Origin of the sequence: Lawsonibacter asaccharolyticus (assembly GCF_022453915.1) — a bacterium.
GTDB lineage: Bacteria > Bacillota > Clostridia > Oscillospirales > Oscillospiraceae > Lawsonibacter > Lawsonibacter asaccharolyticus.
In genome coordinates, this window is the sequence record NZ_CP091870.1 from 2,529,101 (window position 1) to 2,555,317 (window position 26,217).

The window sequence follows — 26,217 nt, forward strand, 5'->3', positions numbered from 1 at the left end:
TCAAGCCCGGTGTGCTGTGGTAAGATAAGCCCCGGCGGACGTCTGTCTCTTTTCCCGTTTTTGGACCAAAAAGTTGAAAAAATCCCGGATGCAACCGTTAGTTGTCAAATTGTATGCCTCTTTTGGTTGCCCTGTCTGCCTCTTTTTGCTAAGGTCTTCTTGCCGCCGGGGCGTGCCGGCCGGTCTTATCACTTGATCCAGGAGGAGTCCCTATGGAATTTCAAAACCGTCTCTATGAGCTGCGGAAAAAAGCAGGGCTGAGTCAGGAGGGGCTGGCCGATCTGCTGGGGGTGACCCGGCAGGCGGTCCAGAAATGGGAGGCCGGCAGCAGCCGGCCGGACATGGACAACCTGGCCGCCCTGGCCCGATATTTCAATGTCACGCTGGACTATCTAGTCACCGGCCGGGAGTCGGAGCCCTATGCCCAGGAAGTCCCCACCACCATTATCAACCACAACTATTACCCTCGCTGGCACTATGAGTATAAGAGCCAGCGCACCCTGTTCGGCCTGCCTCTGGTCCACGTCCGTCTGGGGGATCGGGGCTTCGGCGTGGCCAAGGGGATCTTCGCCGTGGGCAACGTGGCGGTTGGGCTCTTCGCCCTGGGCGGCATCTCCCTGGGACTGTTCAGCCTGGGCGGGGTCTCCCTGGGCCTGCTGCTGGCCCTGGGCGGGATGTCCGTGGGCGGCATCGCCATTGGGGCCTGTGCGGTGGGACTGGCCGCCCTGGGCGGCGGGGCCATCGGCCTGCTGTCCGTGGGAGGCGGTTCCTTCGGTGCCTACGCAGTGGGCGGCGGGGCGGTGGGCACCCAGATCGCCATCGGCGGCTCCGCCTCCGCTCCCCTGGCCATCGGGAGCCAGGCCGCCTCCGGCGCTCTCACCTTCGGCCCGGGGGCCGACCCCGCCGCGGTGACGGCCGCCATCCGCCAGGCCGCCGCTGCAGCCCCTGTATGGCTCCAGGACCTGCTCATCTCCCTCGCCCTGGGAGTCTGACCCTTGTTTTTCCCCGGCGCCCGTGGTATCATGGTCCCAAATCTACCGGGCTGGGCAGCCCCTCCCCGGGGACAGGAGCGGCCTATGATACCGACTTACGAGCAGATGGGGGACTGGCTGGAGGAGATCGCCGGGGAATTCCCCGACGCCTTCTTTGAGGAGCTGGACGGCGGCATCCAGCTGGAGGAGGAGGCCCTGCCTGACCCTGATTTTCCCCCCGGTGAGATGTACATCATGGGGGAATACTGCCATGATATGCTGGGCCGGTACATCGTCCTATACTACGGCTCCTTTGCCGCCTTGCTCCCGGAGGAGGACGAGGAGGGGTGGAAGGATGAGCTCTTCGCCACGGTGGCTCACGAGTTCACCCACCACATGGAGGAGACGGCCGGCCTTCACGCCCTAGATGACAAAGACGCCGAATTTCTCCGTCAGGCCCGGGAGATCTACGGCGACACATAGCAGACGGAGGGGGCCGGCGGACGCCGGCCCCCTCTCTGATATCTAAAAGGCCGTCCCCCATCAGGAGCCTGGGCGCGTTCCAAAATTTTCCGCTCAGATCCTGTAACGAATGTCCCGTCCCTGGGACCAATAGACAGAAGGACACGGAAGGAGGCGACCGTCATGGCCCACCGGGGTGAAGACCTGTATGAACAGCACGCCCAGCTGGTGTACCGCTATCTCTTCTCCCTGTGCCGGGACGCTGACCTGGCGGAGGAGCTGTGCCAGGAGACCTTCTGCCAGGCCCTCCGACAGCTGGGCTCCTTCCGCGGGGACTGCACGCCTCAGGTATGGCTGTGCGCCATCGCCAAGCGGCTGTGGTACAAGGAGCTGGAGCGGCGGAAGCGGAACGTTCCCCTGGAGGAGGAGCACCTGGCCGGTCAGGCCGCCCCCGACGATCCAGCGCAGGAGACGGAGCAGCGGGAGGGCCGGCTGGCCCTGTACCGGGCCATGCAGCAGCTGGACCCGGACACCCGGGAGGTCATCCATCTGCGGCTGGCCGGTGACTTCTCCTTCCGAGACATCGGGGACATCCTGGACCGGAGCGAGGTATGGGCCAGGGTCCGGTTCTACCGGGGAAAAGAGGAGCTGGCTCGGATCATGGGAGGTGACAGGGATGGAACATAAACTGGACTGCTGCGTGGTACGGGACCTGCTGCCCGCCTACCTGGAGGGGCTGACAGAGGAGGAGACCACCCGGCAGGTGGAGGCCCACCTGGAGGAGTGTCCGGAGTGCCGCCGGCACCGGGAGGCTATGCAGGCCAGCCTGCCGGTGGTGCGGGCCCCCAAGCGGGCTCTGGCCTTTCTAAAAAAGGTGAAGCGCACCCGGCTAATCGCCGCCGTCCTGTCGGCAGTGGTGGCCCTGCTCCTCATCTTTCTGGTGTACGACAGCGAGTACCACTGGCGTGGGGACCTCCCCTCCCTCACCCAGGGGCTCCAGGACTATCTGGGCTGGACCGATCATCTGGAGGGCTGCGCCATAGAGGCCCTGGCCGCCACAGAGGTGGACGGCACCCTCTATGTGTCCTTCACCTCCGACAGCGAGGACAACGTCCACGGTGTGGCGGAGCTGGACCGGGGCCTCAACGGAAAATATCAGTTCGTTTCCGCAAGCTACTCCCCCTTCCCCTATACCGGAGGGGTCTTCCTCCATAGCAGCGAGGACCTCTGGCTCTTCGCCGGGGTGGGCTGCCGGGAGATCTATGGCTTCACCGCCCAGTTTGAGGTCTACGACTCCCAGGGGCTGGACCGGGTGGTCCCAGTCACCTTTCCGGTGCAGGAGGACACCTTCCTCCTGGCTGTCCCCAAGGACGAGCTGGACCTGGGGACAGGCCCGGATGAGCACGTCCGCCTCCCCGACTCTTTTCTCCTGCTGGACCAGGAGGGGGAGGACATCACGCAGGAGTATGAGGACCCGGAGATCGATCAGAGCTGGGGTGCCGGGACCGGGACGGCGGAGCGTTTTCTCCTCTACGTCCTGATCGGCCTCATCGGTCTCATCGGATTTGCCTTTGTCCGCTTCTTCCTGCTGTAAGCAGAGAGCACGGCGGCGGTCTCGAAACGAGACCGCCGCCTCTTTTACCAGGGCTCCATGGCGATATCCCGCCGGGGCAGCTTCTCCCAGGCGAACAGGGGTACCAGCTCCTCCGGGGATACAGGGGCCGCCTCCGGGATCAGCCCCGCCAGATGGGCCAGCCGGCCCACCAGCTCCCGGGCGGTAAACCGCTGCTGAAGGGCTCCCAGCTCCTGGTCCCGGTCCCGCTTGGCCAGGCGGCGGCCGTCGGGGGCCAGCAGCAGGGGCACATGGCCGTACTCCGGCGCGGGACAGCCCAGCAGCTCCAGCAGATACCGCTGCCGCGGGGTGGAGGAGAGCAGATCGCTGCCCCGCACCACCTGGGTCACCCCCATCCAGGCGTCGTCCACCACCACTGCCAGCTGGTAGGCGTACACCCCGTCGGACCGGCGCAGAATGAAGTCTCCACAGTCCCGGAGCAGGTTTTCCTCATACATCCCCTGGAGCAGGTCCCGGAAGGAGCTGGCACGGTCAGGCACCGCCAAGCGCCAGGCGGGGTTCCGCTGCCTGGCCAGATCCTCCCGCTGTTCCGCCGTCAGCCGCCGGCACCGCCCGTCATACACCGCCTGTCCATCCGAGCGGTGGGGGGCGGAAGCCGCCATCCGCTCCGCCCGGGTGCAGAAGCAGGGATAGACCAGCCTCTTCTCCTCCAGCTGCCGGAAGGCCGCCTCATAGGCCGGGGTCCGCCGGCTCTGGTACACCGGCTCGTTGTCCCAGTCCAGCCCCAGCCACTCCAGGTCCCGCATCACCTGGTCACACCACGCCTGGGTGCAGCGGTCCGGGTCCAGGTCCTCCAGCCGGAGCACCATCCTTCCCCCCGCGCTGCGGGCGGCCAGCCAGGCCAGAAGAGAGGACCACAAATTGCCCAGGTGCATCCGCCCGCTGGGGCTGGGAGCAAAGCGCCCTGTCACCGGCACGCCCACCTCAGTCGGCCCAGGGGTAGTGGCGGATCAGGGCCTGGGTCCCCTCACCCCCATGGCCCTCCGCCTCAATCTGCCGGCAGTCGGCCAGGACCTGCTCCAGCACCTCCAGCTCCAGGCCCCGGTCCCGGCACTCCTGGCTGGCGATCCCCATATCCTTTACAAAATGCCGCAGATAGAAGGCGGCGGAAAAGTCCTCGTTGAGCACCTTGGGGGCAATGATGTCCAGCTGGCCGCTCCGGGCCGCTCCGGTACGGATGGTCTCATAGACCCGCGCCGGGTCCAGGCCTGCCCGCTTGGCGTAGGTCAGCGCCTCGCACACCCCTGCCAGCGCCCCGGCGATGGCGATCTGGTTGGCCATCTTGGTGTGCTGGCCCGCGCCCGGGCCTCCCTCCAGCACGATGTTCTCCCCCATGGTCTCCAGCACGGGCAGCACCTTTTGGAACACGGCCTCATCGCCGCCGGCCATGATGGCCAGCGTCCCGTTGGCCGCGCCGGTATTTCCCCCGGACACCGGGGCGTCCAGGGCGTCCAGCCCCCTCTCCCGGGCCTGGTCATAGATGCGCTGGGCCAGCTTGGGGCTGGTGGTGGTCATGTCGATGAGCACCGTCCCGGGCTGTGCGGACTCCAGCAGTCCCCCGGGGCCAAAATAGACCTCCTCCACGTCCTGGGGATAGCCCACGATGGTGATGACTACCCCACAGCCGGCGGCGCACTGGGCGGCGCTGTCCTTCCAGACCGCTCCCTCCCGCTCCAGCGCCTCTGCCTTGCTCCGGGTGCGGTTGTAGATCTGGACCGGGTAGCCCGCCTTCATCAAATTGCGGATCATCCCCTGTCCCATGATGCCGGTGCCGATAAATCCAATGGTCTGCATGTGTGTACGCCCCTTTTCTGTCTCAGATGTGTCCAGCATATCACGCTTTTCCCCCCGAGACAAGGGGGCGGTCCCATTTTGCCTGGACGGCTGGAGCGGGGCTCCGAAGATTTTCGCCCCTTGCGGGGAGGAGGTTTTCCCGCTATAATACAGATATCCTATGGGTACGGACGCTTTCAGATTTTTTTGTTCCGCATGCAATAAAACGCCCGTCTCAAGCATTTTAAGGATGACAGGAGAATGTGTCCATGACAGTGCTTGGACTTTTGACAACCACATATGGGGCCCCCTCCGCCCGGGAGGACCTGGAATCGCTGCTGCTGGGGGTGGCAGCCAAGGATTCCCACAGTCTGGAGGAACTCTATCACCGGACCCGGACCGCAGTCTACGGTCTGGTGCTCTCCTACTTGAAGCACCCCCAGGACGCCGAGGACGTGACACAGGACGCCTTTGTCCGCATCTGGGACACCGCCGCCAGCTACCGCCCCCAGGGCAAGCCTATGGCCTGGCTGCTCACCGTGGCCCGGAATCTGGCTCTGATGAGGCTGCGGGAGCGGGGGAAGACCCAGGAGCTGACCGACGAGGAGTGGTCCGCCCTGCCCGCCCGGGCCCCCGATGTCACCACGGAGGACCGCCACGTCCTCCGCGCCGCCCTTTCCGTCCTGTCCGAGCAGGAGCGGCAGGTGGTCATGCTCCATGCGGTCACCGGCCTGAAGCACCGGGAGATCGCCCAGCTGCTGGAGCTCCCCCTTGCCACAGTCCTGTCCAAATACCGCCGGGCCCTGAAGAAACTGAACCTGCTTCTGGAAGGAGATGACGCCTGATGACAGAACGCCAGTTGGAAGAGCGCCTGCGCGCCGCTCTGGAACACGCGGCCCCCAACGATGTGGAGGGGGTCCTCTCCCGCTGTGCCCCCCGTCAGGGCGGTGCGATCCCCATCACGGCGGCCCGGGCCAGACCCAAGAAGCACCGCTGGCTCCCTCTGGCCGCTGCCGCCTGCCTTGTGCTGGCTGTGACGGGAGGTGGCGTCGGTTACTACCTCCAGTCCAACACCGTAGCCTCCATCATCTCCCTGGACGTGAACCCCGGTGTGGAGCTGACGGTGAACCGGCAGGAAAAGGTGCTGTCCGCCGCCCCCACCAACGAGGATGCGGTGGATATCCTGGATGGCATGGAGCTGAAGGGGACCCCCTTGGATGTGGCCATGAACGCCATCGTGGGCTCCCTGGTCAAAAACGGCTATGTGGACGAGCTGGCCAACTCCATCCTCATTACGGTGGAAGATGAGGACACCGCCCGGGGCGCCCGGCTCCAGCAGGAGCTGACCAGCCAGGCGGACGCCGTCCTGGCCAGTGCCCAGGTGAACGGTGCCATCCTCTCCCAGACCTTCCAGCACAATGATGCCCTCCAGCAGAAGGCGGACGAGTACGGCATCTCCGCCGGCAAGGCGGCCCTGATCCAGACCATCGCAGACAGCAGTTCCGGCCTTTACACCTTTGAGGAGCTGGTGGGTCTGCCCATCAACGACCTGAACCTGCTCTATACCTCCCTCTTCTCCTTCCGCCCCGCCGACCCCGAGGACATTGGCGTCATCGGCGGCAGCGACGGCTCCTCTTCCGTTCAGACACTACCCAGCAGCGGCATGATCCAGACCTCCGGCCAGGCCAGCGACAGCGCCTACATCGGCGTGGAAGCCGCCCAGGCTGCCGCCTTCTCTCACGCCGGCGTCTCCGCCGCCCAGGCCACTGTACTGGAGATAGACTTCGACTATGAGGATGGAAGGATGGTCTATGAGCTGGAGTTCTATGCCAATGGCAGCGAGTATGAGTACGACATCGACGCCCTCACCGGGGCTGTGGTGAAATCCCAGCAGGAGAGCCGGGGCTCCGCCCCCTCCGGCGGCGCTCCCTCCGGCGCCGACATCGGTGAGCAGGGAGCGAAGGAGGCCGCCCTGGCCCACGCCGGGTTGACGGAGGGGGATGTGGTCTCCCTGTCGGTCAAGCGGGAGTACGACGACGGCCGTCTGGAGTATGAGGTCAAGTTCTGGGTGGATACCACCGAGTATGAGTACACGGTAGATGGCGCCACCGGGGACATCCGCAAGAGCGAGAGGGAGCCACATCCCTCCGCCTCCTCCGCCGACATCGGCCAGGACCAGGCCGTATCCATCGCTCTGGCCCATGCTGGGCTCTCCCAGTCCCAGGTCTATGGGCTGGAGGCAGAGCGGGAGTGGGAGGACGACCATCTGGAGTACCAGGTGGAGTTCAAGGCCGGCGGCATGGAGTACAGCTACGACATTGCCGCCTCTGACGGTGCCATCCTCTCCTTTGAGCGTGAGAAGGACTGAGCTTTTCAAAACAAGGAGCCCGGACGGACTTGAACGGTCCGTCCGGGCTCCCCTGTTTTTTCTGTTTTCCCCTCAGTGGGCATCCGCCCAGCTCTTGCCCGCCGAAGTCTCCGCCAGCAGAGGGACAGACAGGGAGATCACCCGCTCCATCTCCTCCTCCACCAGGGCGCACACCCGCCCCTGTTCCTCCTCCGGGCATTCCACGATCAGCTCGTCGTGGACCTGGAGGACCAGCCGGCCCTCCATCCCCTCCGTACTCAGCCGGTCCCGCACCCGGAGCATGGCCAGCTTGATGATGTCGGCCGCCGTTCCCTGAATAGGCATGTTCAGGGCCACCCGCTCCCCGAAGGAGCGGGTATTGAAGTTGGAGGACTTCAGCTCCGGCAGCCAGCGCCGCCGGCCGAACAGTGTGGAGACATAGCCCTCCTCCTTGGCCCGCTCCACTACCCGGTCCATATAGGCCCGCACCCCGGCATACTTCAGGAAATATCGATCCATATACTCCTTGGCTTCCGCCACCGACACCCCGATGTCCTGGGACAGGGAGAAGGGGGAGATGCCGTACACGATGCCGAAGTTTACCGCCTTGGCCCGGCGGCGCATCTCTCCGGTCACTTGGTCCGGCTCCACTCCGAACACCTGGGAGGCGGTGATCGTGTGGATGTCCTCCCCGGTACGGAAGGCGCCGATCATGTGCTCGTCCTCCGCCATGTGAGCCAGCAGGCGCAGCTCGATCTGGGAGTAGTCCGCGTCCACCAGCACCTTGCCCGGTCCCGCCACGAACATCTTCCGCAGCTGCGCCCCCAGCTCGGTTCGGACGGGGATATTCTGGAGGTTGGGCTCCGCCGAGCTGAGCCGCCCGGTGGCGGTCACTGTGTTCTGGAAGCAGGTGTGGATCCGCCCATCCGCCCCGATCACCTTGGAGAGCCCGTCCACATAGGTGGATTTCAGCTTGGTCAGCTGCCGGTACTCCAGGATGGTCTCGATGATAGGGTGCTGGCCCCGCAGCTTCTCCAGCACGTCGGCGTTGGTGGAGTAGCCAGTCTTGGTCTTTTTCACCGGGGGCAGTCCCAGCTGGTCAAAGAGGATGCGGCCCAGCTGCTGGGTGGAGTTGATGTTGAACTCCTCCCCCGCCAGCGCAAAGATGGCTGCCTGGGCCCCCTGTATCCCCTGGGAGAGCATCTCTCCGAAGCGGATCAGCGCCCCCCGGTCCACCAGCATCCCTTCCCGCTCCATCTCTGCCAGCACTGGGCAGAGGGGCAGCTCGATCTGCTGGTACAGCGTCCACAGGTCCAGCTCCTCCAGCCGCTTTCTCAGCGTTTGGTGGAGGGCCCCGATAAGGGCGCAGTGGGATATCAGGGCGCCCATTGGGGCCGCCGGGTCGGCCAGGGGGCCGAAGGCCCCCTCCTCCAGATAGGCGGCGGCCTTGGGGAACTCCTGGTTGTAGTAGGTCATCCCCAGCTTCTCCAGCTCGTAGCTGCCGTCAGTAGGGGCCAGAAGATAGGCCGCCACTTCGGTGTCAAAGATGAAGTCCCCGGGCTCGATCCCCTCGTCCAGCAGGGCTTTCCAAAGCTCCTTGACCCCATGGGCCGCCTTGCGGATGCCTGGGGCGAAGAGCTCCCTCAAGAACTGGTTGTGGCAGTCCAGCCGGCCGGCGAAAAACAGCGCCGCCCGGGAGAGGCTCTCACTCTCCTGCCACTCCACGCACACGGTGTCCAGCCCGGGCAGAGCCAGCACATCCACCTGGTCCAGCCCCCGCCACAGGGCAAGCAGCTCCTCCATCCGCTCCCGGCTCTCCACCACCTCGCTCTCACAGGTTCCGGTGACCGGGGCCGTCTCTGTATCCCCCTCTCCCTGGGGTGCGGTGAGTCTGTATTTATCGATGAGCTTGGCAAACTCCAGCCGGAGGAAGAGCTGGTACAGGGCGGCCCGGTCCGGCTCCCGGCGCAGGTTTGCCTCCGGTGTGAACTCGATGGGAGCGTCGGTGCGGATGGTGGCCAGATCATGGGACATGCGGGCCATCTCCTCCCCCTCGGCCAGCTTTTTGACCACTCCCGGCTTGGCTGGGGTGCCGGCGGCCATCTCAATCTCCGGCATGGCCGCGTACAGCAGGTCGATGGATCCATACCGCTGGACCAGGGCCATGGCCGTCTTCTCCCCCACCCCTTTCACCCCGGGGATGTTGTCGCTGGCATCCCCCATGAGGGCTTTCAGATCGATAATGTGGATGGGCCCGAAGCCGTACTCCTCCTGAAAGGTCTCCGGGGTCATATCCCGGGTGGCGGTACGGCCCATGCGGGTGGACACCAGCTTGACGGTGGTGGTCTCTGTCACCAACTGGAGGGAGTCCTTGTCCCCTGTGACCACCACGGTCTCCCACCCGGCAGCAGTATCCTTCACCGAGATGGTGCCGATGAGGTCGTCCGCCTCCCATCCGTCCAGCTCGTACATGGGGATGTTCAGGGCCGCGAGGACCTCCTTCAGGATGGGCATCTGACTGGCCAGCTCGTCGGGCATCCCCTTGCGGGTGGCCTTATAGCCCTCATAGGCCAGATGACGGAAGGTGGGGGCCTTCCGGTCAAAGGTGACACACAGTGCCTGAGGTTCGCACTCGTCCAGCAGCTTGTTCAGGATGGCCAGAAAGCCGAACACCGCATTGGTGGGCTGGCCGTCCCGGGTGGTCAGGTTCTGGCTCACGCCGTAAAAGGCCCGATTGACAATGGAATTCCCATCCAGGACCATCAGTTTTTTCATAGGGTCTGTCCTCCTGTTTCCGGCCCGCAGCCGGAGGAATGATCGAATGATTTATTGTATAGTATATCAGCTTTTCCCCTGGCAAACAAGATAAAAGCCCCCCTGGCTCCTTGCAGTTTTTCCCCTTGTATGGTATTCTGAGGACAGAGTTCCCCCCGAATATGTCATAGCTTTTATTGTCAGGAGGCTGATGAGTAATGGAGCGAAAGGCTTCTTCCCTCCGGTTCACCCGTGGGCGACTGGCCGCCCTGCTGTCGGCCGTGGTGCTGGTGACCATCGTGGTGTTCTCTCTGACCTTTTATCACCTGTGCCTGCACGCCAAGCGGATGGAGGTTCTCACTCAGGGGGACGGACCGCTATGGGCCTTTGAGCAGGGCCAGCTTGATGTCCTGTCTCAGGAGGCGGACGGCGCCACGGTCTACGGCGGCTCCGGATGCCGCGTCACAGTCCGGAACGGAGAGATCACCGCAGTCACGGATGAGAACATGGGGTTCTCCAAGTTCTACGAGGGGGGCGTTTTGACCTCCGTCGCCTTTGACAATCCCTTGGCGGAGGCAGCTGATCTGTGCACCCCCTTCTCTGTAAACTCCTATGTGCAGTACACGGTCCGCACCCCGGAGGAGGCCCGGACCATCCGGGCAGAGCTGGACCGGGGCGGGACCGCCGCTCTGGAGGCGCGCGGCCTGCGCTGCTGGGCGCTGGGCAACGGCTATCTCGTTGTGGAGACATGAACTCCCGCCGCATCACAGAAGAAAACACAGCCGCCAGCGTACTGGCGGCTGTGTTTTCTTAAATCTCTGCGGCCAGCCGGGCGGCCCGCTCCTGGGCCTCCCGCAAAATGGCCTCCGGGTCATTGCCCCGGATATCCAGTCCCTGGGCAGCGACGCAGTGGGTATTGATGATCCCCAGCATCCCAGCCACCCCTCTGACATACTCATATCCGAAATTCCGATCCTCCAGCGGCCCGCCGGCGGTGGTAATATAAATCAGCCGCTCTGCCCGGCACAGCCCCCGCTGCTCCCCCGCCTGTGTGTATCCAAATGTGATCCCCAGTGTGCAGGCCCACTCCAGATAGACCTTCAGCGCCGCCGGGAATCCCAGATCCCAATAGGGGGCTCCCACCACCACCAGATCCGCCCGGGCCATCTCCCGGGCGGGGAGGAGCAGCGGGTCCTCCCGCCCCTCCGCGGCCAGCTCCTCCCTGCGCCGGGACAGCTCCGCCGTCATCACGGGCAGCTCCGCCCTGGTCAGGTCCCGCTCCGCCACCTTCAGCCCCGGGCGGCGGACCCTCAGTTCCTCCAAAAATGTGCGGCACAGCTCCAGCGTCCGGGACTGTCCCGCCCCCCTCATACAGCTGTTGATCCACAGTACCTGTTTCATGCCTGTTCTCCTTTTCCTCGGGCCTCTGCCCATTTTCTCTCCATTATGCCCCTTCTCAGCCCCGGCGTCAACCACGCTCTGTCTTTCCCGTGCTTTTTCATAGACTTTTCCGTTTTCCCATGATATAATACCCGGAGAATCGCGGAGATCCCCGATATTTTTCCGGTCCTGGCCTGCGGGCAGGGCTGTTTATGCTGCATGATCCCGCCCCCGGGCCCGCTGCCCGGCCGGGCTGTATTCTGTTCAAGTTCTGGAGGAAGCACTTTGAAAACAGATATTTTGGGCATCCGTTTCGATGACCTCACCCGGGAGGAGGCCGCCCAGGCGGGCGCCGGCCTGCTCCGCTCTGGCAGCTTTCACTATGTGGTGACCCCCAACCCTGAATTTATCCTGGCCTCAGAGAAGGACCCAGAGTTCCGCCGCATCCTGAACGAGGCCGATCTGGTCCTGCCAGACGGCATCGGCGTGGTTTATTCCGCCAAAATTTTGGGCACACCTTTGAAGGAGCGGGTACCCGGCATCGACTTTGCCGCTGACATGCTGGCCCAGCTCAACGAGATGGGGGGCCGCCTCTTCCTGCTGGGTGCCAAGCCCGGCGTGGCGGAGGAGGCAGGCAGCCGCATCTGTGCCCAGTACCCCAATCTGGTCCTCTGCGGCACCCATGACGGCTACTTTGATAACGAGGCCCCCGTGGTCCGGGCGGTGTCTCAGGCCGCTCCCGACCTTCTGTTCGTCTGCCTGGGCGCGCCCAAGCAGGAGAAGTGGATGGCCCGGTGGGGCGCGCTCACCGGCGCCAAGCTGGCCATCGGCCTGGGCGGCGCCCTGGACGTCTTTGCCGGCAACGTGGACCGGGCACCGGAGAAGTGGCGCAGAATGGGGCTGGAGTGGGCCTACCGCCTGAGCCGGGAGCCCAAGCGCATCGGCCGGATGGCCAAGCTGCCTCTGGTACTGACCAGATCTCTGGGGGCCCGCCTCCGGGGCAAGGGGGGCCGGAGCTGATGCCGGGAAAGCTGATCGTCTTTGAGGGGACGGACGGCTCTGGCAAGTCCACCCAGTTTCAGGCGCTGTGCGCCCGGGTGGAACAGACGGGCACCCCCTTCCGCCGCCTGGTCTTCCCCCAGTACCAAGAGCCCTCATCCGCCCTCATCCGCATGTATCTGGGCGGGGAATTCGGCTCCCGCCCAGGGGATGTGAATCCCTACGCCGCCTCCGCTTTCTATGCGGTGGACCGGTACGCCTCTTTGAAAAAAGTATGGGGGGAATACTATTCCCAGGGGGGGCTGATCCTCACCGACCGCTACACTACCTCCAATGCCGTCCACCAGGGGGCCAAGTGCGCCCCTCAGGAGCGCCCCGCCTTTCTGGGCTGGCTGGACGACTTTGAGCACGACAAGCTGGGCCTGCCCCGGGCCGACCTGGTCCTCTATCTGGATATGCCTACCCGCTGCTCCCTGGAGCTGCTCCGCAGCCGGGAGGCAGCCACCCACACTCAGGGGGACATCCACGAGGTGGACCCCGACTATCTGGCCGCCTGCCGGGACAGCGCCCTCCAGGCTGCCCGGCTCCTGGGCTGGCAGGTCATCCCCTGCGTCACGGGGGACGGCCGTCTGCGCACGGTGGAGGAGATCCACCGGGAGGTCTGGTCCCTGGTCTCCCCCCTGTTGAATCTGAATTAAGAAGGAGCTCCCCATGGTTTATATTCTCCTGGCCGAAGGCTTTGAAGAGGCCGAGGCCCTGATCCCCGCCGACCTGCTCCGCCGGGCCGGACTGCCTGTTTCCCTGGTGGGGCTGAACGCCGCCACCGTGGCTGGCGGGCATGGCATCGCTGTTGCCGCCGACCTGACGCTGGAGCAGGTCGTCCTCTCCTCCCAGGACATGCTGCTCCTGCCCGGAGGGAAGGGGGGCGTGGAGTCCATGCAGATGGACCTGTTCGCCCTGGCCCTGATCCAGAAAGCCCACACTGTGGGCTGTTATCTGGCCGCCATCTGCGCAGCCCCCACCCTGCTTGCCCACCTTGGGCTGCTGGACCGCCGCAGCGCGGTCTGCTACCCCGGCATGGAGGGAGAGATGGGCTCCGCCGTGGTCCGGCCGGAGTGTCCTGTGGTAGTGGACGGACGCATCATCACCGCCCGCTCCGCCGGCTGCGCCTTTGACTTTGCCCTCAAGCTCATCGAGATCCTCGCCGGCGCCGAAAAAGCAAAGGAGGTCCAACATGCCATCCACTACCGCGGAACAGAAGAAACAACTGCGTAAGTCCGTCCGCAGCCTGCTCACCACCCTCTCCCCGGAGGAGCGGACGGCCGGAGACCGGGCCATGTTCCAGGCATTTCTTTCCCTGCCGGAGGTCCGGCAGACTGGCACTTTTTTCCTCTTCTGGGGCATCGCCGGCCTGGAGCCGGACACCGGCTCTCTGGCCGCCTCGCTGACCAAGCTGGGGAAGACGGTCTGTCTGCCCCGGGTAGTCCCCGGCTTCGGGATGGAGTGCCGGGTCTACCGCCCGGAGCTGCCCATGGCCATCTCCGACTTCGGCATCCAGGAGCCCACGGAGCAGGCCCCTCTGATCCGCCCTGAGGAGATCGGCCTTGCCCTTGTCCCCGCTCTGTGCTATGATGAGGGCGGACGCCGCCTGGGCTTCGGGGGAGGCTACTACGACCGCTGGCTGGAGAGCTTCTCCGGGACCACCGTTGGCCTGTGCCGGGAGTGCGTCCTCCAGCGGAGTCTGCCGGTAGAGCCCCACGACCTGGGGGTCCATGTTCTGGTGACGGACCGACGGGTCCTCCGCTTCTGAGCCCCTGCCTGTCCGCCGGCCCCGCAGGAAAAAGGCAGGGCCGGAGGGCCCCGCCTGTCTCCAGCGGATGTAGTCCGCCTCAGCAGCAGCTGTCGCCGCAGCCGCAGCCGCTGTTGCCGCAGTTGTTCCCGCAGCCGCAGCTGTTGCAGCCGCAGTTACTGTTGCAGCCCCAGCTGTTTCCGCCGCAGCCCCAGATGATGATCAGGATCAGGATGATCCACAGACAGCTGTTACCGCCGCAACCGTTGTTTCCAAAGCACATGAAACATTCACCTCACTCAAAGTCGGCCGAGACCGTCGCCGGTCTCTCGCCTCTGTACCATTCTATGGCCCACCCCTGTCCCCGGTTCCACGGGGAAGGAAATTTTGTTAGGAGCTGACCCTATGCCTCAGGAACGCAGAAACTCAGACTACCGGGAGGCCGGCCGGCGCAGCCGGTCCTCCTCCCCCGCCCCCCGGCGCCGGCGCAGTGCCGCCCGCTCCGCCAGCTTTGCTGTGCTCTACGCTGTGGCCGTCATCGGCGTATCCGCTCTGCTGGCCTGTGTGGGCTGGATCGCCGCCAGCGACGTGCTGGCCCTGAACAAGGAGGAGCACTCCGTCACCGTCACCATCACCCCGGAGGACAGCTATGACGACGTGGTGGATATGCTCAAGGACAACGGCCTGATCGAGTACAAATCTCTCTTCAAGCTCTTCTCCGCCATCACCGGCGGCAAGGACAAGATCGCCTCTTCCGGCACCTTTACCCTGAACTCCGACATGGACTACCGCGCCCTGATCTCCGGCATCAGCGCCAATTCCGCCTCCCGGGCAGTGGTGGATGTCACCATCCCGGAGGGCTACACGGTAGCCCAGATCTTCCAGCTCCTGGAGGAGAAGGGGGTGGCCACGGTGGAGGACCTGAACGAGACGGCGGCCACCCACGACTACGCCTTCTCCTTCCTCCAGGACATTCCCCTGGGTGACCCCGAGCGGCTGGAGGGCTACCTGTTCCCCGCCACCTACGAGTTCTACACGCCCCACAATCCCCTGTACGCCATCAACAAGATGCTTCAGACCTTCGACGCCCAGTTCACCGATGAGATGCGCCAGGAGGTGGCGGACAGCGGACGCACCATCCACGAGGTGCTCACTGTGGCCTCCATGATTGAAAAGGAGACTGACGGTGAGGACCGGGGGAAGATCGCCTCCGTCATCTACAACCGCCTGAACAACCCCGGTGCCTCCGCCGGCACCAACGGCTACCTTCAGATCGACGCCACCCTGGCCTACCTCAACGGGGGCAAGGTGCCCACCGAGGCGGACAAGTCCATCGACTCCCCCTACAATACCTATCTGTATCCCGGCCTGCCCCCCGGCCCCATCGCCAACCCTGGCCTAGAATCCATCAAGGCCGCTATGGAGCCGGAGAGCACCTCCTACTATTACTATACCCTGGGCGACGACGACAAGCACCATTTCTTCAACACTTACGGAGAGATGACCTCCTTCATGTCCACCCAGGCGCTTTACAGCGGCGGCTGACGATTTACAGCGGGCCCCGGAACGACTTCCGGGGCCCGCTCGACCTGTTGAAAAGGCGCGGCTCCTATGCCGCTCTGATGGGAGGCTGATCCTGATGGAACGAAAGAAGATCGAACTGCTGGCTCCGGCCGGCGACATGGAGCGCCTTCAGATGGCCGCCGCCTATGGGGCAGACGCGGTCTATCTGGCCGGTACTACTTTCGGCATGCGCTCCTTTGCCGGCAACTTTACGCCGGAAGCACTGAAGGAGGCGGTGGAGCTCTGCCACCGCCGGGGCATCCGGGTCCATGTTACCTGCAACACCATGCCCCGAAACAATGAGGTGGCCCGCCTGCCGGAGTGGCTGGAATATCTGGACAGCCTGGGGGTGGACGCCATCATCCTGGCCGATGTGGGCACCCTGGCTCTGGCCGCCGCCCACGCCCCCCATGTGGAGCGGCACATCTCCACCCAGGCCAGTGTGGTCAACTACCAGTCCGCCCGGGCATGGCACCAACTGGGGGCCAAGCGGGTCATCCTGGCCCGGGAGCTCAGCCTGGACGAGATCCGGGAGATCCGGGACAAGACGCCCCCCGAGCTGGAGCTGGAGGTCTTTGCCCACGGCGCCATGTGCGTCAGCTACTCCGGCCGGTGCCTGCTGTCCAACTACATGACGGGCCGGGACTCCAACCGGGGGGCCTGCGCCCAGCCCTGCCGCTATCAGTACGCCCTGATGGAGGAGAAGCGGCCGGGAGAATACTTCCCCGTCTATGAGGAGAATGGGGAGACCTACATCATGAACTCCCGGGATATGTGCATGATCGACCACGTGGGCGAGCTAATGGACGCCGGCCTGGACTCCCTCAAGATCGAGGGGCGGGCCAAATCAGCTTACTACGCCGCCATCGTCACCGGAGCTTACCGCCACGCCATCGACGCCGCCTGGAGCGGCATGCCTCTGGACCCCGTCTGGCGGGATGAGGTAGAGCACATCAGCCACCGGCACTATTCCACCGGTTTCTTTTACGGCCAGCCAGGCCAGTTCACAGAGGATTCCCGCTACATCCGGGACTGGCAGATCACCGCAAAGGTGGTCAGCTGTGACCAGGAGGGCCGCGCCCTGCTCACCCTGAACAACAAGTTTTCCCTGGGCGACCGGCTGGAGCTGGTGGGCCCCGGCGTCCGCCCCCAGCCTCTGGAGGTCACGGCGCTGTGGGACGAGGACGGCCTGCCCCTTACCCAGGTCCGCAAGCCCCAGATGCGCTTCCGCATGCAGCTGCCCCAGTCGGTGCCCCCCCTCTCCATCCTGCGCCGTCAGGCGGACCTGACCCCTTGAGTTCTTTCTGTGCAAACGAGCGCAGGGCTTCTCCCCGTGTGGGGAGAAGCCCTGCGCTTTCCTTTTTGTTCTCTGACAGATGGAAGCGAACCGTTGTCTTTTTAAAATTTGCTTCTCTCAGTTCAGCGCCACCGCATCGTCCTTTTCAAAGGCGGAGGGGCTGTAATAGCGGGTCACAGTGCCGTCCGCGGCCTTCTCAAAGCTGAAGTGCTCCATGAAGTCCCACAGCATAGGCATATCAGAGGGATAGCAGTTGTGGGGACGCAGGAGGCACTGCGCCCACTGAACCATGGGAATCTCATTGCCATCAGTTGTTTTGCTCCAAGTATACAGTTCTGGATGGCGGGAATCAATGTTGGTCACTTTATTGGCATTTTCCCTAGTCAGTTCTTCACCGATTCCGTTCACTCTCAGCATGTAGCCACCCCATCCCTTGAGATTTTCGGAATCAAAACCGTTTGCCAAATCGCTGACATCCATCTGTCCACTAATCAGCATAACCGGTATCATTTCGTCTGCTTCTTCCGCTGTCAGCTTCATATTTACGTCATAGCTATCGTAATTAGGGACATCACTCGGGACAGGAATCGCAGAGGTGGAGCCTACAGCAGCAAAGAACTCCGGATTCGTCATCGCAAAGCCCTGAGTCGCGATAGATCCCGCAGACTGGCCGGAGCCATAGATCCGGGTGAAGTCCAGATCTGCATAGCTGCCGTCGATCTGCTCCTCCAGGATGGTGATCAGGGAGTGGTAGAACTTGTCGGAGTCGGCATGGGACACGCTGCACGGACTGGCATTATAGGTCTCGCACACAAAGGCCAGCACGATCCCCTCGTCCTCGGCGATCTGCCACCACAGAGTGGAGTCCAGGAAGATAGAGTCGGTCTGGGTGTTGCCGGGATAAATCATCAGCACTGGCAGTTCCTTGCCCTCGAAGCCCTCAGGCACGTAGATGATATACTCCCGGGGGTCCCACAGCCCATCTCCGCTGTTGTCACTGAAGGCGATCACGCCCACCTGGACGGTGCCGTGGCCGTCAATGGCCACATCCTCCTGGGCCAGGATCTGGGTCCCGTCACTGAGGGTCTTCTGCACCTGTCCGGCCTTGGCCTGCTTCTGGGCGGCCACCCGGGCGGAGGTGTAGTCCAGGCGCTGGGCGATGGCATTGGAATATGCGAAGGTCGTATCATACCGGGTGTACTGGGCCATCCAGGCGTACAGCTCTGCGGCGCTCACATCGGCACTGCCGGTCACCTTCACCTGAGAGATGCCGTGGTCGGCCCCGGCGGCCTCCAGACGGCTGTTGGCATAGTCGGTCTGATAGGCGTCAGAATCCAGCTTCTGGTAATAGGTGTCTCCCTCAGCTGCGGCCTCACAGTCGTTTGCCGTCTTCCAGTGGGCGTCGCTGCCGGTATAGGCAGCCAGCCATGTAGGCACAGGCACGTCCTTCGGGGCGATCTCCCCGGCAATGCCCACCTGCTTCAGGGTCTTATCCAGCACATCGGTGATGTCGCCATTGGCGCTCTTCCCGTCATACGTTTTGCTGCTCACGCTGGCCAGATAGTCGTCTCCGGCACTCTCGCCGTCCACGAAAGCCTGGCTGATGACAAAGATGGGATTCTCAGCGGCCCAGGCCTCCAGGGGAGCGGCACCCTCGCCGTAGCCCGCCAGATAAAACTCTCCGAAGGTGGAGAACACGTTGATGCCGGCTTCGTTGTTGCCGCTCTTCAGGAAGGCAATGGCGGCGTCCATGTAGGCCTTCTCCTCCGCCGCGCTGCCCCAGCCCTCCGCGCCGGGCTCCAGTACGAACAGAGCCTCGCCCTTCTGGTCCATCAGGTCGATCCACCCCTCGTCCTCCAGAAACTGCTGGGTATCCACACCATTGGGCACCGCGATCACGGTGAAGTAGGAGCGGATGGACGCCTCCTCGGAGATGTACACCGTCACCTGGCGGTCACCCTCCACATCGATGTTCTTCGTGAACCAGCCGGTCAGCGGCAGCTGGGCCGCCTGGGTCCAGTCCTTCTCCAGCGCCGTGATGGTGTCCAGATCCACGCCGCCCAGCTCATACAGCCGCACCGCCACACCCGCCGTGTTGGCCCGGCTCACCGTGCTCTTGGGGGACAGCTTGCCGTCCACCGCCTGCATCACACCGCTGGACAGTGCCCAGGACATGGCCTCGCTGGCCCAGCTGTCCAGCTCCCCGGCATCGGCGTAACCGGCCAGGTTCGCAGAGGCGCTGACCACCGCGTCCTTATACTGCGCCGCAAACTTGGACGCCATCACCGCCATCTCCTGGCGGGTGATGGTCTGGTTCACACCGAAGCTTCCGTCCTCGTAGCCCGCCGTGATCCCCTGCTCCACCGCCCAGGTGGCCGCCTGGGCAAACCAGTCGCCCGTCTTCACGTCGGTGAAGGTGTCCTTGCTCTGCACCGCTGGCTGTCCCGCCATCTTGTACAGCATCGTCACCCACATGGCCCGGGTGATGGTGCTCTCCGTATCGAAGGTCTTCCCGCTCACGCCCGCCATCAGGCCGTAGTAGTTGGCGTCCATCACATCCTCGTAGTAGGATGCGCTCCAGCTCACGTCCTGGAACTTCTGCTCCGGCTGATACGCCGCGCTTCCAGGCACCGCCATGGCCAGAGACAGCGCCGCCGCAGTGGACACAGTCACAAATCTCTGCATCTTTCTTTTCATCTCGGATACCTCCTTATATTTTTGTTTGCCCCTTCACATTTTGGTCATTTTCTATAATTTTCCTCTCATATTTTCTCTTTTTTATTATACTATGTCCACCCTCTATTTTCTAATGTGCATTTTCGATTGTTTCATATCATTTTTACATGATTTTACCTGCGATAAACGTCACGCTGCCAATGTCATCGGTGCTCTGGGCTCTTGTATACTCCTGTTCGTTGGGGGCCAGCATGGAGAGATTGACATTGTGTTGGGGCGGCTTACTCTTGTGTCTTTTCCCTCATTTTAGATTAACGCTGTGCAGTAGGATTCAAAAATTGACTCCTGATATTGGACAATCCCCTGTATAGTCATGTTTTTCCTCCGTTTCATCTTCCTTTGTTCGTGGCTCCACTCTGCATTACGACGGCAGGTGGTTAAGTTCCGGTGTATTTCCCAATATAAATTAAAAAGTCCTCTATTCCCCTTTCCGCTTTGTATAGATGCCTTCAAATTATCCTACCTCAAATTGAGGCAGGTTTCGGCAAGCGTAAGCGTAAAACGCGAGCCAAAACCTCCGGCTAAGCTGGAGACTTGAATAGTCCCTGGAAGGGCCTGGCGCCGGCAGGCATCTCAAGACGCATAGAATATCCTTCGCCTGCATCTTGCTCTCCGCCGCCCGCAAACGGGTATATTATCTTCTATTTCAAATTTCCTCATAACTGTCACTTGGTAAGTTGTCAACTCGCTTCGCTCGCAGCTTTTTGCTAAAGCATACGAAGGGAGCTTACCAGCAAAGCTGGTGATTCTTTTTGCCCAAAAGAAATGCAGGCGATCAAAAAGGCGTACCCTGATAAAGAAGTTTTTCATATTCTGCAAAGACAACGGCACGATACTACGGCACCATGTCATTGTTCTTTTGCTGTATTCGAGAGGAACAGGGTTGTAGCTATTTATGTTGATGATGGGGGAGCAGATAAGCAGAACCTGTGAATTTGACAGCACCGCCCGATCCCCTGTTTCAGGGAACCGGTGGTAAAATTAGGATGGTAAAACATTTTTAATCCGTCGGCAAGGACCATAGAAATAACTAAGAAGAGAGCAAAAATCTTCTATTACAGCCGCATTGGAAACTCCAGTTCGATCAGGTCATTTCTAGTTGTTTATTGACATTTCCTCATTCTGCACTATTATTAAGAAAAGCAATAATGCAAGATGGTCGTATGTTACGAGAACAATCTGTATCATCTAAAAAGTTAGATATGGGATAGGAGTCGGATACTAATTGAGCTACATATCGGCATTTGATCCGTCAGAAGACAAAAAGAGGAATTTAGCCTCTAAGATATTATATATCAGCGAAAGCGTCATAAAATTCTTCTGGGATGACGCGCCCCGGCTCGGCATTCAGCAGCGAGAGGGGCCGCAGGACATGGCTTTCGACGTGCCGGACGCAATTAAAAGCGGCGTTATGTTGTGATTGAGACTGCGTTGGGATAGGAAAAAGCTTTGCCTATCTGATGCCCATTTTGCTTTACAATTCCAAAACCTTTCATCCAGTCGTAATCGCAACGTCAACCATTGCCTTGCAGGAGCAGCTTCTGAGCGATATGGAGCTGCTGAAGAAATGGTTACGCCTTGATCCTGACCTCATTTTGGCGAAGGGGAAGAACCACATTTTTGTCTCCAAGATGTGAGTCTTAAGTTTACGATACAAGTGCAGCAAAAAAAGAAGTGACTCAAGGCGGAAGAACTCCCAAAATGGTGTTTGCGAACAACCAAGAAGGAGGCCTAGCCCTGAGCCACTATAGATATCTTAGCATAGAAGAACGGGAAAAACTATGCCTGACAAGAGGACTGGGGGCGAAGCTATGTGAGATTGCCCAGGAACTTGGGCGTGCTGTGTCAACGATCAGTCGGGAACTGAAAAAATAAGCAGGTACGGCAGCCATATAGCCCATCACAGGCATAGAGGAACTATGAAAAAAGATGAAAGGGTCGGAAACATATTCTTTGTGATCCCGAAAAACAGAAGTATGTTCGCCGCTTCATTCAAGAGGGCCATTGGTCTCCTGAGCAACTATCGAACCGGTTGAAGTTGGAATCCGCAGAGGTACAGATCGGCTATGCGGCCATCTATCGCACGCTCAAAGCCTGGGTATTTGACTGGAACAAGCGGGCAATCAGCAGGAGTAAAAAGCAGGCGCTCGCCTATCATCTTCGACGCAAGGGGAAAAACGAGGTAAGAAGTGGGATAAACGCCGGCAAGGCCCCCATTTTTGTGATGCCGGATACATGACCGCCCATTCGCAGCCAATGACCGCAGCGAATTGGGAGATTTTGAGTCGGATATCGCTGTGGGCAAGCGCGGAGAAGCATGTCTCTTATCTCTGGTAGACGGGAATCTAGGTTTAACCCTGGCCGTCAAGTTGCCCCGAGGAATAGCGCAGGCAGCCCGTGACACTATGACTGTTCTGCTTGGCAGTTTACCTCCAAACACGGTGAAAGCATCACGCCTGACTGTGGGGCTGAGTTCTCACTCTATCAGGATGTCTCTAATGCTCTCAGCAATGTCCCGTTTTACTTTGCCGACCCTCACTCTCCACGGCAACGCGGCACCAATGAAAATACAAATGGCCTGCTCCGTGAATTCCTGCCCAAAGGTTCCGATTTCGCTCTTGTTTTACTGGATACCATTGACCACTTCATTTTCCTGTTAAATCTGTGCCCTCGAAAATGCCTTGCCTGTCGTTCCCGGCTGAGATATTTTTCTCGACGCTGTTGCACTTGACTTGATAACTTGCCTTTTTAGGTTTGACTTCTATATAGCCAGTCTTACAGATGCTCGACCATTGTTAGAAAGCTAAATATTCTGCTGCAAATCTCAACAAGTGGTTTAGAAAAGGTTGGAATGCTCTACTCCGCCGAGTTTTTCTTCAATGCTTTAGATGGTTCTCAGCGTTAGCCTGAGCAAAACGAAAGCAAATAAATGCTTCAGCGCACAACTGTTGTATGTGGCGGGGAAGATGCAGCTGACTACAGGCGGAAAGAACTTTTATGCCGGTCCCGTTGCTGCAGGATGTGCAGAGCCTCACAGGCAGCACGGCAGGCCCGACGCTCGCTGCTGTCATCCGTGGACCAGGTGTTGTCTAGGCGGTTTGTAATGACAGAGAGAATGGAGGCCATACGCATATTGTGGAGGTATCCCACCACAAATTGTCCGGCTGAGTCTGTATCGATGTTGGTCACACGTGCTTGGCGCAGATCGTCAATTAAGTGCTGGGCGGAGGAGGGCCAATAGCCCTGTTCGCTAAGTTTTCGCCCCTGGCCGATATACAGGGAGGAAGGGCTGTACATGATTCCATATCCGTAACGAAATCCCAGATGCTCGCAGGCTTCGCCCAGAGCATTTACCACGTCCAGATTAGCCACAGCAGGAAAGCTTCGATCGATATAACAATCGCTGGTACCGTCAGCCCGGATAGCAGCCACTGGAATGATCAGGTCTCCCGGGGCAAAGCGGGGGCTGATGGAGCCGGTAGTGCCGATGCGGATGGCGGTTTCCACCCCAATGTTGCACAGCTCGTGGATACAGATTTCTGCACTGGTAGTACCGATGCCAGTGGAGACACAGCCAATTTCAGTACCCTGATATCGGCCACGGGCGGAGCGGAACTCTCGGTTATATTTCAGACAGGCTCCCTCCTCCAGCACGTCGAGTACCAGGTCAACCCGCTGAGGAGAGCCGGGAAGCAGCACACCTTTGGGCATATCGCCGGGATGGAGCTGAATGTGATATTCCTCCGCTTTGGGGCGGGGAAATTCGGTTTCCAGATGAGACATAGTATTAATACTCCTTGCAGTCAATGCCCTTTGTAGCGGGGCCGTAGGGATAGGGGTATATTTCCCCAATGGTCATCAATTCAATTTCCCCTTCTGTGGTGGCACCGATGATGCGCACATCTGGGTTATTGTCGCAAAACTCCCAAATAACCTGGCGGCACTCAGCACAGGGAACGCCGGAATAGGGGCCGTAGCATACCAGTGTGTCAATCACCCGTTCACCGTGGATGGCCATGTTCATCACGGCGTTGCGCTCGGCGTGGCAGGTGGTCTGGAGAGAGATAACCTCTACATTACACCCACCGTAGCAGGTGCCGGAAGCTGTACGGACGCTGGCCCCTACCTGGTGGTGGCTGTAGGGGGTATATGCGTTGTCCCGGTACTGCATAGCCAGCCGAACCAGGCTTTGGTCCTGTGGGGAGAGCTTGTCAAATGTAGTGATGGTCATAAAAATCCTCCTATCTACTAATCGGGACGACCGGTGTGGTCAGTGGACTTCCGCCCGCTGCCTGCCGTTCCAAAGTCCGATGCAGAAAGGAATGGCGGAGACGATCAGGCCGCCCAGGGAGCCGGGGAAAGGTTCCCCCATCAGAATGAGAATGACAGCGGTGAGTACGCCGGAGACAATGGTGAGCAACATGGCGCGGTCGGAAAGCTTCCAGTGGAAAGAACCGGCGATGACGGGCAGAAGCAGACCGGGGACATAGACGGAATAGCCATACATCAGGATCTGGGTGACACTGGGTACTTTCAGAGCCAGTACCAGGGCGATCAGTCCTACCAGCACCACAAACAGCCGGTTGACCAGTAAAGAAGAGGCCGGCTTTTCCTTTCCTGTGTTTCGCAGGACGGAGTAGACATCCTGCTCCAGGGTGGAGGAACATACCAGAAGGGTAGAACTGGCGGTGGAAACAGCCACCCCGGCAAAGGCGGCCACCAGCAAACCCAGCATCCCCTTGGGCAGGACCAGCTGGGAAAGATTGAGCATAGCGCTGGCAGGATCGGAGCCGGCAGGCAAAATAAATCTGGCCATAATACCGATGAACATAAGGATCAGGCCAAAGATAATCATCAGCAGGAAAGCGGCAGTGATATTGCCCTTGGCGGATTTCTCGTCCTTGGCCGCAAATACCCGCTGCAAGGCCATGTTATCAATAAAACCGGCGGGAGCCAGGAGCCACCAGGTAATCATAGTTCCGGCGGGCACACTGCCAAAAAGCTTGTAAAATCCGTCGATAGAAGTGGTTTGAGCCAGGGCCTCTGGCACGTCGTAGTGAAGCAGCAGTACCGCAGGGATAACAAGGCCCAGGACCACAAGAAAGAGGACTGCCTGCAGGGAATCGGTATACACTACCGCCCGGAAACCGCCCAGCAGCGTGAAGAGAACAATAATGATATAGGCCACAATCACGGCGGCAGTTCCGTTCAGGTCGGTAAAGGTGGTGATGACCAGGACAATCCCCGCCACTTGACCGGCGGTCCAAGCCAGATAATTCCACACGGTCACTAGGGAGGCAGCCACACGGACAGCCTTGGAGGAGTGGTTCACATCCACTACGTCGGGAAGAGTAACGTGCATTCTTCGACGAAGCAGCTTTGCCATGGTCATACCCATAATAAACACACCAATGGGGAAAGTAGCCCACCACCACCAACCGGCAATTCCATATTCATATACATACTGGGGGGTACCGAACAGACCGGACAGGCCAGTGAAAGAGGCAAAGAGCGATAGAATAATATAGATGTTGCCTACGTTCCGTCCGGCGAGGACAAAGTCTTCGTCCGTCTTGACTGTTTTCATGGAATGATAGCCAATGTAAAGCATTACAGCGAGATAGGCAAGAATTACCAACCAGTCTAATGCACTCATTTTTAACATTCCTTTCATCAAAAATTCTTGCCGGCATGTTTATTTTACACAAACACACTTTTAAAAACTATGACATGCGTCATAGTTAAAATTTTAATTTATGCTATCATAAAAGAAATAGAGAGCACTGCCTACAGCGCTGTCTATAAAAGAGGTGTATGAGATGGAACATGATAATCAGACGATACGTCAGTTCTTATGTCCCTTTGGCTTTGAGCCACCTGATTATGTATGGAAGAAGATGCACCTGAGGACAGTACCAGCTAAGGCGGTTTTAGTGCTGGCGGGGAGCAATCTGAATGCGATCGATATCCTTCTTCAGGGAGAGATACACGTGGTCAACTCCTTTTCCGATGGGAAAGAGTTCGGCTACACCAATGAGCGCAGCTTGACCCTTTTGGGAGACATAGAGTATTTTTCCGGGGTGAAGCAGTATGCCTCGTCGGTGATTGCCAAGACCACGGTGACACTGGCGGAGCTGGATCTGGAGTCTTTCCAATACTGGTTTGACTGCGATAAGCTATTTCGGGATCATGTGGTAGCTCACATCGCCCAAAAGGCGTATAAAATGGCGGGCAGGTTTGGCACGGAAAAATATGAGGATGCCATCTACCGCCTGACTAAGACCATACTGGATTATCTGCCGGATCGGGCGGAGCACGGCGGCATGCTGGCTCTGCACTATTCCCACTTTGAACTGGCTTTTCTTTCCGGGATGAGTGAGCGGTCGGTAAATCGAGTTCTGAAGAGGCTGAAAGAGGAAAAATTGGTCACCATAGGTCGGAAGCGGGTTCTCATCTGGCCGAAGGACGTACAGCGCCTACGAACTATGCTGGAACAGCGGTATTGAAACGGAG

General features: G+C 60.4%; 27 protein-coding genes. 17 read left to right on the forward strand and 10 right to left on the reverse strand.

Going from position 1 to position 26,217, the window contains the following annotated elements; all coding sequences use genetic code 11:
* The first annotated feature begins 212 nt into the window (after nucleotides 1–212).
* The 4 genes from L9O85_RS12145 (at nucleotide 213) to L9O85_RS12160 (ending at nucleotide 3,027) form a co-directional block, all read left to right on the forward strand.
* A complete protein-coding gene (locus L9O85_RS12145; protein ID WP_301578743.1) occupies nucleotides 213–992 on the forward strand; it encodes a helix-turn-helix domain-containing protein in 780 nt (259 codons plus the stop codon).
* 84 nt (nucleotides 993–1,076) lie between these two features.
* Nucleotides 1,077–1,454: a metallopeptidase family protein gene (locus L9O85_RS12150; RefSeq protein ID WP_050623551.1), complete on the forward strand. Its 378-nt coding sequence runs from the start codon at nucleotides 1,077–1,079 to the stop codon at nucleotides 1,452–1,454.
* A 162-nt stretch (nucleotides 1,455–1,616) separates the two neighbouring features.
* Nucleotides 1,617–2,120, forward strand: coding sequence for an RNA polymerase sigma factor (locus L9O85_RS12155; RefSeq protein WP_108980618.1), 504 nt, complete (start codon nucleotides 1,617–1,619; stop codon nucleotides 2,118–2,120).
* Complete coding sequence (locus L9O85_RS12160) at nucleotides 2,110–3,027, forward strand: anti-sigma factor family protein (RefSeq protein WP_050623549.1); 918 nt, start codon at nucleotides 2,110–2,112, stop codon at nucleotides 3,025–3,027. The genes L9O85_RS12155 and L9O85_RS12160 overlap by 11 nt, the downstream gene beginning before the upstream one ends.
* 44 nt (nucleotides 3,028–3,071) lie before the next feature.
* On the opposite strand, the gene gluQRS is transcribed toward L9O85_RS12160, so the two are convergent.
* Together gluQRS and L9O85_RS12170 are read right to left on the reverse strand one after the other, a co-directional pair.
* Nucleotides 3,072–3,977, reverse strand: a complete 906-nt coding sequence (gene gluQRS / locus L9O85_RS12165; RefSeq protein ID WP_272867224.1) for a tRNA glutamyl-Q(34) synthetase GluQRS — start codon at nucleotides 3,975–3,977, stop codon at nucleotides 3,072–3,074.
* Nucleotides 3,978–3,990: 13 nt separating this feature from the next.
* The gene (locus L9O85_RS12170) at nucleotides 3,991–4,860 is read right to left on the reverse strand and encodes an NAD(P)-dependent oxidoreductase (RefSeq protein ID WP_301580164.1); all 870 of its coding nucleotides are present in this window, start codon (nucleotides 4,858–4,860) and stop codon (nucleotides 3,991–3,993) included.
* Nucleotides 4,861–5,108: 248 nt separating this feature from the next.
* On the opposite strand from L9O85_RS12170, the gene L9O85_RS12175 reads away from it, so the two are divergent.
* Nucleotides 5,109–5,684, forward strand: a complete 576-nt coding sequence (locus L9O85_RS12175; RefSeq protein WP_301578747.1) for an RNA polymerase sigma factor — start codon at nucleotides 5,109–5,111, stop codon at nucleotides 5,682–5,684.
* Nucleotides 5,684–7,207, forward strand: a complete 1,524-nt coding sequence (locus L9O85_RS12180) for a PepSY domain-containing protein (protein ID WP_277102778.1) — start codon at nucleotides 5,684–5,686, stop codon at nucleotides 7,205–7,207. The genes L9O85_RS12175 and L9O85_RS12180 overlap by 1 nt, the downstream gene beginning before the upstream one ends.
* Nucleotides 7,208–7,279: 72 nt before the next feature.
* Here L9O85_RS12180 and polA read toward each other — a convergent pair whose 3' ends face one another.
* The gene (polA, locus tag L9O85_RS12185; RefSeq protein WP_301578748.1) at nucleotides 7,280–9,961 is read right to left on the reverse strand and encodes a DNA polymerase I; all 2,682 of its coding nucleotides are present in this window, start codon (nucleotides 9,959–9,961) and stop codon (nucleotides 7,280–7,282) included.
* A gap of 197 nt (nucleotides 9,962–10,158) precedes the next feature.
* On the opposite strand from polA, the gene L9O85_RS12190 reads away from it, so the two are divergent.
* On the forward strand, nucleotides 10,159–10,692 hold the full coding sequence (locus L9O85_RS12190; RefSeq protein WP_301578750.1) for a hypothetical protein: 534 nt from the start codon (nucleotides 10,159–10,161) through the stop codon (nucleotides 10,690–10,692).
* Between the two features lie 58 nt (nucleotides 10,693–10,750).
* Here the strand turns inward: L9O85_RS12190 and L9O85_RS12195 are convergent, their stop codons facing one another.
* Both L9O85_RS12195 and L9O85_RS12200 read right to left on the reverse strand, forming a co-directional pair.
* Nucleotides 10,751–11,341: an NAD(P)H-dependent oxidoreductase gene (locus tag L9O85_RS12195; RefSeq protein ID WP_050623542.1), complete on the reverse strand. Its 591-nt coding sequence runs from the start codon at nucleotides 11,339–11,341 to the stop codon at nucleotides 10,751–10,753.
* Nucleotides 11,338–11,541, reverse strand: coding sequence for a hypothetical protein (locus L9O85_RS12200; protein ID WP_301578752.1), 204 nt, complete (start codon nucleotides 11,539–11,541; stop codon nucleotides 11,338–11,340). The genes L9O85_RS12195 and L9O85_RS12200 overlap by 4 nt, the downstream gene beginning before the upstream one ends.
* Before the next feature lie 64 nt (nucleotides 11,542–11,605).
* On the opposite strand from L9O85_RS12200, the gene L9O85_RS12205 reads away from it, so the two are divergent.
* The 4 genes from L9O85_RS12205 to L9O85_RS12220 are packed head-to-tail and all read left to right on the forward strand — an operon-like array spanning nucleotide 11,606 to nucleotide 14,129.
* On the forward strand, nucleotides 11,606–12,340 hold the full coding sequence (locus L9O85_RS12205; protein ID WP_050623541.1) for a WecB/TagA/CpsF family glycosyltransferase: 735 nt from the start codon (nucleotides 11,606–11,608) through the stop codon (nucleotides 12,338–12,340).
* Nucleotides 12,340–13,017 carry a dTMP kinase gene (locus L9O85_RS12210; protein WP_050623540.1) on the forward strand — a complete coding sequence of 226 codons (678 nt, stop codon included), beginning with the start codon at nucleotides 12,340–12,342 and terminating at the stop codon, nucleotides 13,015–13,017. Before L9O85_RS12205 ends, L9O85_RS12210 begins: the two co-directional genes overlap by 1 nt.
* 13 nt (nucleotides 13,018–13,030) lie before the next feature.
* A complete protein-coding gene (locus tag L9O85_RS12215) occupies nucleotides 13,031–13,594 on the forward strand; it encodes a DJ-1 family glyoxalase III (RefSeq protein WP_050623539.1) in 564 nt (187 codons plus the stop codon).
* Nucleotides 13,554–14,129, forward strand: a complete 576-nt coding sequence (locus L9O85_RS12220; protein WP_108980608.1) for a 5-formyltetrahydrofolate cyclo-ligase — start codon at nucleotides 13,554–13,556, stop codon at nucleotides 14,127–14,129. Before L9O85_RS12215 ends, L9O85_RS12220 begins: the two co-directional genes overlap by 41 nt.
* A gap of 79 nt (nucleotides 14,130–14,208) precedes the next feature.
* On the opposite strand, the gene L9O85_RS12225 is transcribed toward L9O85_RS12220, so the two are convergent.
* Nucleotides 14,209–14,391, reverse strand: a complete 183-nt coding sequence (locus tag L9O85_RS12225; protein WP_050623537.1) for a hypothetical protein — start codon at nucleotides 14,389–14,391, stop codon at nucleotides 14,209–14,211.
* Between the two features lie 122 nt (nucleotides 14,392–14,513).
* Between L9O85_RS12225 and mltG the strand changes: the two genes are divergently transcribed.
* Both mltG and L9O85_RS12235 read left to right on the forward strand, forming a co-directional pair.
* Nucleotides 14,514–15,653 carry an endolytic transglycosylase MltG gene (gene mltG, locus L9O85_RS12230; RefSeq protein WP_050623536.1) on the forward strand — a complete coding sequence of 380 codons (1,140 nt, stop codon included), beginning with the start codon at nucleotides 14,514–14,516 and terminating at the stop codon, nucleotides 15,651–15,653.
* A 94-nt stretch (nucleotides 15,654–15,747) separates the two neighbouring features.
* A complete protein-coding gene (locus tag L9O85_RS12235; RefSeq protein WP_108980606.1) occupies nucleotides 15,748–16,968 on the forward strand; it encodes a peptidase U32 family protein in 1,221 nt (406 codons plus the stop codon).
* Nucleotides 16,969–17,085: 117 nt separating this feature from the next.
* Here L9O85_RS12235 and L9O85_RS12240 read toward each other — a convergent pair whose 3' ends face one another.
* Entirely contained in the window at nucleotides 17,086–19,665 is a 2,580-nt protein-coding gene (locus tag L9O85_RS12240; protein ID WP_301578755.1) for an S-layer homology domain-containing protein, read from the reverse strand.
* A gap of 1,264 nt (nucleotides 19,666–20,929) precedes the next feature.
* On the opposite strand from L9O85_RS12240, the gene L9O85_RS12245 reads away from it, so the two are divergent.
* The 3 genes from L9O85_RS12245 to L9O85_RS15230 all read left to right on the forward strand — a co-directional run bounded on the left by L9O85_RS12245 (nucleotide 20,930) and on the right by L9O85_RS15230 (nucleotide 22,435).
* On the forward strand, nucleotides 20,930–21,124 hold the full coding sequence (locus L9O85_RS12245) for a hypothetical protein (protein ID WP_276756631.1): 195 nt from the start codon (nucleotides 20,930–20,932) through the stop codon (nucleotides 21,122–21,124).
* 281 nt (nucleotides 21,125–21,405) lie between these two features.
* Nucleotides 21,406–21,579, forward strand: coding sequence for a helix-turn-helix domain-containing protein (locus tag L9O85_RS15225; RefSeq protein WP_430688773.1), 174 nt, complete (start codon nucleotides 21,406–21,408; stop codon nucleotides 21,577–21,579).
* A 574-nt stretch (nucleotides 21,580–22,153) separates the two neighbouring features.
* Nucleotides 22,154–22,435, forward strand: coding sequence for an IS30 family transposase (locus L9O85_RS15230; RefSeq protein WP_430688794.1), 282 nt, complete (start codon nucleotides 22,154–22,156; stop codon nucleotides 22,433–22,435).
* Nucleotides 22,436–22,680: 245 nt separating this feature from the next.
* On the opposite strand, the gene L9O85_RS12255 is transcribed toward L9O85_RS15230, so the two are convergent.
* The 3 genes from L9O85_RS12255 to L9O85_RS12265 are packed head-to-tail and all read right to left on the reverse strand — an operon-like array spanning nucleotide 22,681 to nucleotide 25,360.
* Entirely contained in the window at nucleotides 22,681–23,487 is an 807-nt protein-coding gene (locus L9O85_RS12255) for a nucleoside phosphorylase (protein WP_108980601.1), read from the reverse strand.
* A 4-nt stretch (nucleotides 23,488–23,491) separates the two neighbouring features.
* The gene (locus L9O85_RS12260; protein WP_108980600.1) at nucleotides 23,492–23,935 is read right to left on the reverse strand and encodes a cytidine deaminase; all 444 of its coding nucleotides are present in this window, start codon (nucleotides 23,933–23,935) and stop codon (nucleotides 23,492–23,494) included.
* A 39-nt stretch (nucleotides 23,936–23,974) separates the two neighbouring features.
* A complete protein-coding gene (locus L9O85_RS12265) occupies nucleotides 23,975–25,360 on the reverse strand; it encodes a sodium:solute symporter family protein (RefSeq protein ID WP_157954717.1) in 1,386 nt (461 codons plus the stop codon).
* A gap of 163 nt (nucleotides 25,361–25,523) precedes the next feature.
* On the opposite strand from L9O85_RS12265, the gene L9O85_RS12270 reads away from it, so the two are divergent.
* On the forward strand, nucleotides 25,524–26,210 hold the full coding sequence (locus L9O85_RS12270) for a Crp/Fnr family transcriptional regulator (protein WP_108980598.1): 687 nt from the start codon (nucleotides 25,524–25,526) through the stop codon (nucleotides 26,208–26,210).
* Nucleotides 26,211–26,217 lie beyond the last annotated feature (7 nt).